Origin of the sequence: Psychromonas sp. psych-6C06 (genome assembly GCF_002835465.1) — a bacterium.
In the GTDB taxonomy this organism is placed as follows: Bacteria; Pseudomonadota; Gammaproteobacteria; order Enterobacterales; family Psychromonadaceae; genus Psychromonas.
In genome coordinates, this window is sequence record NZ_PIZM01000006.1 from 26,531 (window position 1) to 38,454 (window position 11,924).

10 protein-coding genes and 1 riboswitch are annotated in these 11,924 nt (G+C 38.1%); of the genes, 4 read left to right on the forward strand and 6 right to left on the reverse strand.

Annotated elements, in window-relative coordinates; genetic code table 11:
* Position 1: 1 nt before the first annotated feature.
* On the reverse strand, positions 2-577 hold the full coding sequence (locus CW745_RS08745; RefSeq protein WP_101108273.1) for a TetR/AcrR family transcriptional regulator: 576 nt from the start codon (positions 575-577) through the stop codon (positions 2-4).
* A gap of 76 nt (positions 578-653) precedes the next feature.
* Between CW745_RS08745 and CW745_RS08750 the strand changes: the two genes are divergently transcribed.
* The 3 genes from CW745_RS08750 (at position 654) to CW745_RS08760 (ending at position 4,352) form a co-directional block, all read left to right on the forward strand.
* Positions 654-1,559 (forward strand): Gfo/Idh/MocA family oxidoreductase, encoded by a 906-nt coding sequence (locus CW745_RS08750; protein ID WP_101108274.1) that lies wholly within the window; start codon positions 654-656, stop codon positions 1,557-1,559.
* Positions 1,556-2,635 carry a hypothetical protein gene (locus CW745_RS08755; protein WP_101108275.1) on the forward strand — a complete coding sequence of 360 codons (1,080 nt, stop codon included), beginning with the start codon at positions 1,556-1,558 and terminating at the stop codon, positions 2,633-2,635. Before CW745_RS08750 ends, CW745_RS08755 begins: the two co-directional genes overlap by 4 nt.
* Positions 2,636-2,767: 132 nt before the next feature.
* A riboswitch (cyclic di-GMP riboswitch) is annotated at positions 2,768-2,852 on the forward strand.
* A gap of 84 nt (positions 2,853-2,936) precedes the next feature.
* Positions 2,937-4,352, forward strand: coding sequence for a fibronectin type III domain-containing protein (locus CW745_RS08760; protein WP_101108276.1), 1,416 nt, complete (start codon positions 2,937-2,939; stop codon positions 4,350-4,352).
* 62 nt (positions 4,353-4,414) lie between these two features.
* On the opposite strand, the gene CW745_RS08765 is transcribed toward CW745_RS08760, so the two are convergent.
* The gene (locus CW745_RS08765; RefSeq protein WP_101108277.1) at positions 4,415-4,981 is read right to left on the reverse strand and encodes a PEP-CTERM sorting domain-containing protein; all 567 of its coding nucleotides are present in this window, start codon (positions 4,979-4,981) and stop codon (positions 4,415-4,417) included.
* Positions 4,982-5,278: 297 nt separating this feature from the next.
* On the opposite strand from CW745_RS08765, the gene CW745_RS08770 reads away from it, so the two are divergent.
* Complete coding sequence (locus CW745_RS08770; RefSeq protein ID WP_101108278.1) at positions 5,279-5,734, forward strand: hypothetical protein; 456 nt, start codon at positions 5,279-5,281, stop codon at positions 5,732-5,734.
* A 127-nt stretch (positions 5,735-5,861) separates the two neighbouring features.
* On the opposite strand, the gene CW745_RS08775 is transcribed toward CW745_RS08770, so the two are convergent.
* From CW745_RS08775 to CW745_RS08790, 4 genes are read right to left on the reverse strand one after another with little or no spacing between them, the layout of a single operon-like run.
* Positions 5,862-8,492, reverse strand: coding sequence for a tetratricopeptide repeat protein (locus CW745_RS08775; protein ID WP_101108279.1), 2,631 nt, complete (start codon positions 8,490-8,492; stop codon positions 5,862-5,864).
* A 48-nt stretch (positions 8,493-8,540) separates the two neighbouring features.
* The gene (prsR, locus tag CW745_RS08780) at positions 8,541-9,884 is read right to left on the reverse strand and encodes a PEP-CTERM-box response regulator transcription factor (RefSeq protein WP_101108280.1); all 1,344 of its coding nucleotides are present in this window, start codon (positions 9,882-9,884) and stop codon (positions 8,541-8,543) included.
* Positions 9,885-9,901: 17 nt separating this feature from the next.
* Positions 9,902-11,179: a hypothetical protein gene (locus tag CW745_RS08785; protein ID WP_153069755.1), complete on the reverse strand. Its 1,278-nt coding sequence runs from the start codon at positions 11,177-11,179 to the stop codon at positions 9,902-9,904.
* 12 nt (positions 11,180-11,191) lie between these two features.
* Entirely contained in the window at positions 11,192-11,923 is a 732-nt protein-coding gene (locus tag CW745_RS08790) for a polysaccharide biosynthesis protein (RefSeq protein ID WP_101108282.1), read from the reverse strand.
* Between the last annotated feature and the right edge of the window lies 1 nt (position 11,924).

An 11,924-nucleotide genomic window follows, 5' to 3' on the forward strand; every position in this document is an offset into this window, starting at 1 on the left:
ATCAACGTTTAAAGCGTAATAGGTTTTCAACGCAAAGGCCTGCTTCTAACGCACTCTTATTATTACCTGTAACGAGTGCGTTGTTGATTGCACCTTCTTTCAATAAAATTAGTGTGTTAACTAAATATTTATTTTTATCTGGGTGCTGTTCAAAGCTGTCAACATGCGCCTGAATAAGTGCCTTGATTGCGTTTTTGTGTGATTGACTGGTGTCGTACACTAAGGTGTTTGTTTGTGCATATTCGGCGCAGCAATTGTTGAAATAATCGCCTCTAAAGTCGCCGAGTGTCGTGTCGCGATTATTGATAAAATCATCAATTAGCTCAAACAGCGCCAATAGGGCATCTTTGCCAATTTCAGCACTGGCTAATTTGAATTTTAAGTGGTTGATTTCGAGTTGATCTCGATAGATAAGTGTTGCGACAATCAGTTCGTCTTTACTGACAAAATGGTTATAGAGGGTTTTTTTGGCGATAGAGGCACTTTTAATGATTTCATTGACCCCAACTGCATGAATACCTTTGCGGTAAAAAAGTGAAAAGGCGGTTTCGATAATGTGACGTTTTTTATTATTCATATAAACTGCTCCTCTAATCTGCTCAACAATCATAGACCAGGTTGTCTACTTTGTATCTAATTTAAGGGGTATTAATATGAAAATCGCAATTATAGGTTTAGGAGATATTGCCCAAAAGGCATACCTGCCCATTTTAACCCAGCTTGAAAATATAGAATTGGTTTTTTGTACGCGTGATCCAGAGACACTAACTCGGTTGGCAAAGCAGTACCGTATTAAAGAAACTTATCAAGATTATCGAGCGCTGACTAAAGCAAATATCGATGCAGTGATGATACATAGTAGCACGACATCACACCCCTTAATCGCCACCTATTTTTTGCAGCAAGGTATCGCCACTTTTGTTGATAAGCCTTTGGCAGATAATGCCTTTGATTGCGAAAAACTGTATGAACTAGCTGAGAAACAGCGCGTTCCCATATATATGGGGTTTAACCGTCGCTTTATTCCACTATTTCAGCAATGCTATGGCGCTAAAAATTTACGCTCACTGCGTTGGGAGAAGAATCGCTATAACTTAGCCGGTGAGTTGCGCACCTTTATTTTTGATGACTTCATTCATCCATTAGATAGTGTCAATTTATATGCTAAAACGACTGTTGATGAGGTTAATATTGTGACTCAATTTGAAGGTGAGTTGCTCGCGCGTTTAGATATTCAGTGGCAACAAAACGGCGCACTGTTACAGGCTTCAATGAATCGTGCACACGGTGTAACCAATGAAAGAGTCACTTTTAATTATTCGAATAGTAGTTACCAGTTTGACTCTTTTGTCTCAGGTATTAACTGGAATGCTAATCAACAAACATTATTACAGCTGGCTGATTGGACGCCGATGCTTGCGAGTAAAGGTTTTGTGGCGATGATTGATGATTGGCTAAATGTCGTTGCACAGGGGAAATTAGACAGGCAGATTATGAATCGAAATTTAGCTAGCCATCTGTTTGCCGAAGCGCTTTGTCAAAAAATAGGTAAATTATGAAACATATATGCTTTTCGATAACAGCACACGGGTTTGGGCATGGTGCGATATCTTGCTCTGTGATTAATTGCTTAATGGCGCAATATCCCCATATAAAAATATCAGTAATGACGCTTTTACCCAAAGCTTATCTTGATTCTCGTTTGGCTGGCGAATTTGATTATTATCCAATGGGATCTGATTTTGGTATGTTAATGGCCACACCGATTGAGATAGATATTGAAAATAGCCGCCAAAAATATCAAACTTTGTATGAAAATTGGCAATCTTACGTCGAGACTGAAAAAGACCAATTAGCTACGATGAAAGCAGATATGCTAATTAGTAATATCTCACCAATTAGTTTAGATGCAGCGCATCAATTGGGCATCCAAACTGCCTCTGTAGCGCCGTTTAATTGGGCGCAAATTTATCAAGCTTATTGTTTAAATGAAGAGCGAGCTACTCAAGCAGTCTATCGCAAAATGATGTCGGTCTATGAAAAAGTTGATCAAGTCTTTAAACCTTTGCCTTTTGTTCCTTTAGGTGATGGAAAAGAGATTGAAATTGCGAGTATTAATGACCAGCCTGTGGCACAAATGGATGTGCTACTTTCCAAATTACCAAAGAGTGTTAAAAAGATAGGCTTGCTTGCATTAGGGGGCTTACCTTTTCCACTGGACCTAGCGCAATGGCCTGAAATTGAGAGCTTGCATTGGTTAGTTGATCAAACGCCACCTTCAGCGCGTGCAGATATGACGCAAATTGGTCAATTAAACCTTCCTTTTCTAAGCCTTATTGCTTGTAGTGATTTGATTATTACTAAACCGGGTTATGGCACTTATTGTGAAATAGCTGCATTAGCTAAATATAAAAAAGTACGCGTGCTTAGCCTACAACGACCAGATTGGCCTGAGACACCTTATTTGAAGCGTTTTTTATCGCGCAGAGTACCTTTTGTTGAAGTTAGCCAATCGCAGTTAAAGGGAGAATCTTTAAGGCAGGTGATCATTGAAATTAATCAGGTCGAATACCCTGATGAGATGAGCTGTCAGAGTGGCGCACAGCAATTAGTAAAGGCATTATCGATACTTTAATAATGAGCCTGCCTCCACAATAATTTAAAAACTGAGAAAATATTATTAGGCAATGTAAATTTTTAAGCTATATTTATTTTGTCACATACATCTAATCTTTTATTACTTGCATTCAGATGTTTATATATTGTAGCTAGAAAAAGGCAAGTTAAGGGAAACCTTAATACGCAAAGCCACCGGCCTGTCGACAACTGTCTATGGTAGCGGAGTTACCGAGGCGATACATATTGTTATATCCCTCCATATTTCAAAGATAATGCAATGTCAATAAACGCTGAATGATCATTTTTGTGGAGGCAAAATGAATCAGCTATTTACCTATTCTAAAACCTATTACTTTACGTTGTTTATATATCTATTTTTTAGCCCTGTGGTTGCTGCAGAAAGCTTGCTAGTTAGCTGGGTAGACAACTCTAATGAAGATGTGTTTTTTGTTGAAAAGCGCCAGCCGGGTGATGCGAGTTTTCAGCGTGTCGCGATCCTTTCTGAAAACACTAATAGTTATACTGATATAGATGTAATTATCGATAAAACATATTGTTATCGAATTATTGCATTTAATCAGGCTGGGCAAAGTATTTCAGATGAAGTCTGCCAAGAAGTACAGGGCGTCGTTTCCTCACCTATACCACCTACTTCGCCTACATCACCAACTTTACCCATACATCCAGATCTTGTAGATCCTTCTGGAAATATGGTGGTATCACACCAATTTATACCGAGACCTATCAATATTGAAATAGCTGAAAAGAAACTATATTCCTTTAAAAGTGATGAGTTATATAATGATCGGTATAGTGAAGATGATATTTTTAATGTTGATTTTTATGTAAATGAGGGGAATCTTTATCGAATTGATCGTGAGGATTTTAGCTTTCAGCAAGACGGGGTAGAGTTAGATAATGGATATGCAAGCATGGTCTTCGACACAAGCAATAGTTTATCTTTTGTTTTGCAAGCAAGTGGAGATTTACAGGTTGCAACATTATATATGCGAGCAGGTGTTTGGAGTCATGAGGAGTCAAGTATTCTGGTTACAGTGGGTGATACAATTGAAAAAATAACTTTACCAAGCGGTTATGGGTGGCATTACATCATGGTGGATATTGAATTTGATGGTACAGCTCCTGTTACCATTACCACTGATAGTGATAGAGCTGTATATAGCTCTGTTATGTTTGCAGGCTTGGTAATCAATAACAAGCCTAGTGCTCCTCAATATGCAGCTATGGTAGATATCGATACTAATGTTGATTATAAAATTGATGTTAGCAATGTGAAATTCATGGTTTCTAATGGTGAAATAGGTAATGAAGGTGCTTCTGATGTGAGTATTACTTCGCTAGGTTATTATGGAAAAACAATGGTTTATGATAGCCCTTATGAATTTGTTAGTGCTAACGGAGGTGATTACTCAGGCTATAGATATATGGGCTGGAAAGAATCGAATGGCGTAGATATAAAATTGCAGAGTGCAGAGTCTCAGGTTAATACTACATCACTGTACTTTAAAGTTGGCGTCTGGAGTCATGAGGCAACATTTATTGAGCTGACTATCAATGGAGTAAACGAGTTAATTGAAGTCCCTAGTGGGTACCGTTGGTATTATATGAAAATAGAGGTTGAGTTTGAAGGGGAACTTGAACTTGATTTGCATCCTTACGGGGAAAGAGGGGGGTACAGTGCGCTAGGATTCGTTGGCCTTACATTTGAGTAACAAACAGTAAGTAAAAAGCCGAAGAGTTTATCTTCGGCTTTTGCGTTTTTAGCTCAATTTTATTAAGCTTGTTTTTTACGACGAGCAGCACCAAAGCCAACTAATGCAAGACCTAGTAATGCAATTGTTGCTGGAGCAGGTACTGCAGAAGCTGCAAAGATAAATTCGCCTGGCGCACCAAATTGATTTGCAGAGAACTTCATCATACCTGATGTATCAGCAAATAGGCCTGAAACTGACTTTAAAACACCATTTGCAATGAAGTCATTTAATAGACCATCTTTATCTGCATCATTGTGCGTGATGTTAGTTAATGTAAAGGTGAAATCACCTGCAGCCCAAAATTCAGCACCACCATTTACAGTTGGCACTGAATTGTTGATAACGATATCGTTAAATGTAGCTGCTGAGCCAATTGCAACCGATTGAAAGTCAATCGTTGTAGCTGCAACAGTTACTGGGTTAAAAGACACGCTTTCAAGTGCAGTTTCTGCTGCGTTGTAGTCAGCTTGTGCAAAACCAAAAAATGCAATTTCACCTTGAATTGTGTCCAAAGTGGTTGCGAAAGTTGATGATGACGCTACTAAAAGTGTTGCGCATGCAACAAGCTTTAAAAATACGTTTTTCATGTTAATCCTTATTAAGTGTTCGTCCCTTATTGGGCTTGTTATTAAATAGTGAAGCTCAAATTAATATGAACTTATTTGTACATAAGCATTTTTCATGCCAAAAATAAAGCTTATGTTTATCAATGGGTTATTTACTTAGTTGTACCCGGTGTGTAAATAAAACTGACATGGGTAAGTTTGAAATAGATAAACAGACTTAAATCAAAGTTAATGAATCTGGGGTGATAGATTGATTGAATAAGTAACAAGCTACGCTTACAATTGGTTTCTTTGATATTTTTTATAGATGGAGTTTGAATGCAATTTTCTTCTGCAGTTAAGGTAGTGACACCCGCTGTTTTTTTATCAGTTCTTTTATCTGCCTGTGGCTCCTCTAGCTCAGAAGACTTAAGTGTTATTAATAATATTCTTGAACAAGATAATGTGCTCGTTGCAGAAGAAATTGTAAAAGAGATCGCTAATAATACGGAGTCAATTATTGTTACCCCACCTTTGGAAAGCAACGGTGAAGTAGATTTTTCAAATGTCCAAATTGAATGGCTTGATAATTCAGATAATGAAGATGCTTTTATTGTTGTTCGGAAAAATATTCGACATACTCATTTTGACCAAGTCGAAGTATTACCCAAAGATACGATAAGTTATACAGATACAGGTGTTATTGTTGGTGAATCGTATTGTTATAAGGTGGTTGCGGTTAATGCAGGTGGGCAAGCTAACTCTGAAGAGTCTTGTTTAGAAGTGACTTATTAAGTACTAAGTCCTAATGTATTATCAACATTATCAACATTATCAACATTATCAACATTATCAACATTATCATTTCTGAATAAACTAAGCGCCGGTAAGGGCGGTTAGTTTATTCATGCTTAACGTTTTCTTACAAATCCTTCACTTCAAGCCAATGATCTTTTATTTCGGTATTATCTGGGGCTAATGTATAAGCACGTCGTAGCTCTTTTTGGGCTTCTTTTAATTTGCCTTGCTTATATAATATCCAGCCATAGGTATCTGCAATCGGGCCGTTATTAGGAGCTTGTTGTGACGCTCTTCGTGCTAGCTCTTCAGCACGACTTGCATCTACATTAAGATATAACCATGCTGCGTTATTGAGGCTAGTCAGCTCATTAGGTTGTTGTTCTAATACTTTTTCATACAATATTAACGCTTGTTTGTGGTCACCTGCAGCTTGAGCTACTAATGCTTGATTAATGCTAGCAGCTAGGCTTCCGGGGCTTTGCGCTTGCCATTGCGTTAAAAATTGAGATGCACGTTGTTCACTCTCTCGTTTGAGGGTCGCATAGAGTTTTTGTGCGACTTGATCATTGCGGCCTGATTTCCATTTATTCTCAAGTAGTTGTATTGCTTTTGCATTATCTTTTTGCATAATCGCAATGTCTGCAAGATAAATGGTGGTAATCGGGTTGTTAGGCAGAATCGCTTCTACCTGTTGAATCACTTTTTGGGCTTCGTTGAGCTGTCCTGCATCAATCTCAATTCTTGCTAATAATACTAAAAATGTTGCTTGCTCGGGTGCGCTTTTAAGTTCATTTAAAGCCAAGGTTCTCGCTTGGATATAGTCCTTTGCTTGTAGTGCGGAGTATGCTCGCTGATAATTAATTTTCTGTCTAAGCTGATTAAAATAGGTGATGAGCTTGCCATCTACGCCTTGTTTTGCATCCTCTAGATGGACAATTGCCTGTGTTATATTTTGTGCTTGGAATTGTGCATCAGCAAGTACCAGTGCTAAGGTTGAAGCGTGGTGGTTACTCGGTAACATCTGTTGAACCTGTTCAATATCTTGATTGAGTTGTATCTGGTTAAATACAACTCCTTGGTAGGCCCTTAATTCTTCTGGGTGAAAAAGAATTGCTTGGCGATAAACTTGCTGTGCCTCGGACCAGCTTTCTGTTTGTTGTTTACTCTGAGCAAGGCCATATAGGGCGACTAAATTATCCTCTTCCTGGGCTAACACGCTGTTAAATAACTGCGCTGCCTGTGGATACTGTTGGCGGTATAGTGTGTATTTTGCAACGAGAAGTTGAGTATCGATAGGGCTAACATCCATACTCTTAAGTTGTTGGATATATGAATCTGCTTCTGACTCTCTTTTTAATAAGATTAATTTCTGCAGATAAGCCGTTTGTAGGTGAATGTTTTCAGGGTTTTTCGTTAATGCTTTTTTTAATGTAGCGAGTGCTTTTTCATGTTGCGCAGGTTTTTTTTGGCTATCATAGTTTGCTGAAAGAAGTGCGTATTTGTCGCTATTAGGAAATAGCTTCCCGATTCTCTTTAAGGCCATTTCTGCTTTTTCGAACTGCTGCTGATTAATTGCTGCAAGATGATAAAGGGTTAAGGTTTCATAACTATCTTCTACGCTAATTGTATTGTCGAGCATGAGCAATACATCGGATGCATTATCTAATTTTAGCTGTGTCATAGCATAAAGTTGAGTTAACTTGTCAGAGTCCTTCTCTGGATCAACAATACCGTTAAGATACTGTTGAGCACCTTTTAGATCACCTTCTGCATAAAGTATTACACCATATAAGGTGAGTGCTTTTTTGTTACCAGGTGCAACTTTTAAGATGCTATCTAACGTTTGTTTTGCGAGTGTAAACTCTTTATTCTGATATTGTTTGGTTGCTTCAATAATATTTTGGTTAATGGAAGCCGCTTCTGGAAATTCATCCGCTAAAATACGTGAATAAAGTAATGCTTCTGAGCTTCTACCCTGCATCGTTAACACTTCTGTCAGCGCTTGTAAGATATTAATTCTTTCTGGTGTGAAAATATCAGAAGAAGGAATCACTGCTAACGCTTCAGAAAGTGTTTTTTCAGCTTGCGGTAAGTCATTATTATTAATCTGTAAATAACTCTTAAGGATCAGCGCTTCACTATTTTTACTGTTGTTCTCTATCGCATTATTTAACAGGGCGATGGCTCCCTGTGGGTCATTGGAAAGTGCACTAACGCGAGCTAATCCAACTAATGCATCACTTTGATAAGCATCGGTACTTTGTAACTGATTGAAAAGTTTAGCGGCTTTATCTATCTGCTTATCACGTAATAAGAATTTTGCTTGCTCAAGTTTTAGACGGTTAGGTTGTTGTTGCAAAATATCTGCATAAGTCTCTATGACGCTATTGGCAGAAAATAGCTTATTGTCTTTATTGTATGACTCTAATAGTAAAAAGTAGTAGTCAGCATTTTTTTCATTTTGATAGTTTTTTAACACGTAGCTTGATGCTTCGGGCTGTCCCAGTTGCAGGTATATTTGAGCGAGGATAAGATAGCCATCAATCTGATCTGGGTAAGTCGTAATCGCATTTTTAGCGGCTACCATCGCGGCTTTAAACTGATGTTGCTCTAAGTAAGTTGTTCCCTGCTGAGTATATTGACTCAATGAAGCTGTCGGAGCCTCAGTGGGTTCGCTACACGCGGAAAGCAATAAGGTTGTTGCCATTAATATTGCTGTGACTGTTTTTTTCTTAGTAAATTGTAGCGTCATAATATTTCCATATAGGTTGCCAATATAATTACAGGGGCATAGCGATGCTTAGCTCATATTGTATTTTTTCATTAAATCGTACAGTGTTGGTCTTGTAATACCGAGTGATTTCGCTGCTGCTGATATATTATGGTCACAGGCGATTAATGCTTGCTTCAGAGCATTAACTTCAGCATTTTTACGGATCTCTTTTAAATTAAGCGCGCTATTTTCTTTGTTACTAAGTCCTAGATCCTGGGCGCTGATATATTTTAAATCACACATAATCGTGGCACGTTTAATCTTATTTTCCATTTCACGTACATTGCCAGGCCAACTATGATTTTCGATTGCATTTACTGCATCTTCTGAAAAACCAATAATGTTTAACTTTTGTTTTTTGACAAACTTGTTAAGTAGATATTTGGCTAATAATATTTTGTCTGAACCTCTATCTTTTAAAGCAGGAATATCTATTTGTATCTCTGCGATACGATAGAAAAGATCCTCCCTAAACTCTCCATTTTGGATCATTTCATCAAGGTTCTTATGAGTTGCACATACAATTCGAGTATCAATAGGGATATTGGTACGCCCACCAACACGCTCAATAACACGCTCTTGTAAAAAGCGTAATAATTTTGCCTGTAGATGAAGTGGCATATCACCGATTTCATCAAGAAAGAGCGTGCCTTTGTGCGCCTGTTCAATTTTACCGATGGTCGTTTTGACTGCACCGGTAAATGCACCTTTTTCATAACCAAACAATTCACTTTCGATCAGGTTTTCTGGAATGGCTGCACAATTGATTGCAACAATTGAGTGCTCTTTTCGTTGGCTTAGTTGATGTAATGAGTTCGCTAATACCTCTTTACCGGTACCGCTATCGCCTAGTAATAGGCATGAGGTATCAGTAGGAGCAATTTTTTCGATCATTTTACAGATTTTTAGCATCTTCTCATCGCTGGCGATAAGGCCATGCAACATTGATTCTTGCTGTTGGCTACTATTGCGATTTTTTTCTTCTAAGTGATGTATGTGGAAGGCTCGCTGTACGATTAGGTCTAATGTATCAGGGTCCACCGGTTTTGCATAAAAATCATAGGAGCCTAATTTAATTGCCTCCATCGCATGTTGATTACCCTCATTTCCTGTCATTACGATAATTTTCATATGTGGATTGAGGTGCAGCGCTTGTTGTAAAAGTTCAAAGCCCTCTTTTACGCCATCCTCATCTGGCGGTAACCCTAAATCTTGTATCATTACTTTAGGCTCATGTAGACGAATTGCTGCAATCGCATCTTTTTGATTGGCAGCTACGACGACCTGATAATCAGAGAAGTGCCACTTCAATTGTGTTTGCAAGCCTTTGTCATCTTCGACAATTAGCAGTGTCTCTGCTTTGTTACTCATTCATTGTTCCTTTACGTTTAATAGCTAAAGCGAATGTTCGCGATTAATCTAACTTCGTCATAACCACTAATATTTTCGTTACTTATCTGTTCTTCATATTGTACGGTGAGTGCCCCAAAAAGTTTTGGGTGAAATTGATATTGGCTGGAGAGACTACTTCTCCACTGTTTTTTATCATTTACTTTATCAATTGTAGTTTGGCTGTAGTGCGCGTTAAATAAACTGGTTAATAATCGAGTATGCTTCCAACTTACCTGTGTAGAGATACCACTTCGAGGCTTAACTTTACGAGTGAGTAGGGGCGTTTCTTGTTGATAATAGATACTATTTGAGTTAGTTAATCGAGTACTAAACGCGAAAAATTGATGGTCTAAAGAGACTCTATCAATCCATAATAATTGTGTTCCATCAAAATCAATATCGCCATTATCAGGCCTATCTTCCCCTAAGCCAAGCGACGAATCAGTTAATTCTCGTTGTGCGCTGAAAGACAATCTGTTTTTTTGAAAGCGGTAATTATAAGTTAATTGGAATATACCTCCTTCCTCATAGCGATTTAATAGCGCTAATCGACTATATCCACCTTCAATTAAATAATCACCTTCTCGTAAGCGGCCAGAGAATGAACTGTTTAGATTAATTTGTTCGTAGGTTAAGTCGTAATATAAAAAATCAACTTCGCTATATTCACTACTAAATTGAAAAGTCATTTTACGATTTAAATGATGATACCAAGCAATGCTTAATGCATTGCGGTTAGTTTCTTGTTGCTTGTCATCACTAAATCGAACCGTGGTATAAGTATAGCGTGTATCAAAACCTGCACGATCTGAGTAGGGAAGGTGCCACAGGGGGCTAGCAGTGAATACATCTCGATCTCCTGTATTGCTAGGCAAGTCGACACCTGCTTGGTCAATTAAGTAACTACGTCTAAAGTGACTTAAATCTAAGCGTAAGTTTTCACTGAATAGTTGCTGATTAATGGATAGGCTACCTGATATATCGCTGTCGTCTTCAATGCTCTCTTCGCTATAGTGAGAATAAGAGACCGTGTAATCTAATATTGTTGTATTAGTCGCGGTATTATTAATATAACTCGCCCCTAGGTTTGCACGTTGCTCATAGCCTGATTTGATATCAGTGCTTGATTTTAAAATATTATCGCTATGGGCATGCTCTAAACCCATAGAAATATGTCCCTCACCACTGGATGAAGGAAGTGGGTCAGCATGAGCAGTCTTAACTAGATGCAACATGCTGAGAAGAGTTAGGCAGATAACATAGCGAATAATCATGGCGTTTCTCTACTATTGATTATTAAAGACAATGCCAGCGAGCTTATCTTTACCAATGGTATCAATGCCGGCTTGTGTCTGTGCATTATTGGATTTTCCATAACCCACAACTAAAATGGCAAAATCACAAATAGACGCCAATATTTGGCTTTCTGCATACAAGCCTATTGGTGGCGTGTCCAAAATAATAAACCGATCAGGATAACGCTCTTTCACTGAATGCATGAATGAATCCATATGTTCAGAGGAGAAATGCTCGGCTGCGTTAATGACGTTATTACCGACTGGAATAATTCGCACACGAGGAATACCAGAAGGATAAATGATATCGGTGATAGCATCGGTATCATTTTCAAGAAAGTTAGTAAGCCCTAATGTGGGGGGCGTTTTTAGATAAGATTCAATCGTCGGGTCGTATATATTACAATCGACAACTAATGCTGTTTTATTTTGATCTAAAGCGATACTTGCAGCTAGGTTCATCGCGACATGGCTTGTACCTGCTCCGGAACGAATACTAGTTACCATGCAGATAAAGTTTTTGTGGTCTGTTTTTTTTAATAAATTAGTGCGTAACTCACGATATGCATTAAGTGTATTTGAATCATCAATGCCAGGATAAATAATTTTTCGCTCATCTAATTCTCGTGGAGAGAATAGAGACGTTTCAGACATTTTTTTAATCGCATTCTGTATTGGTTTTTCTGGTGTTGCTGTCTTTGGTTCATATTCAGGCGTAGACATA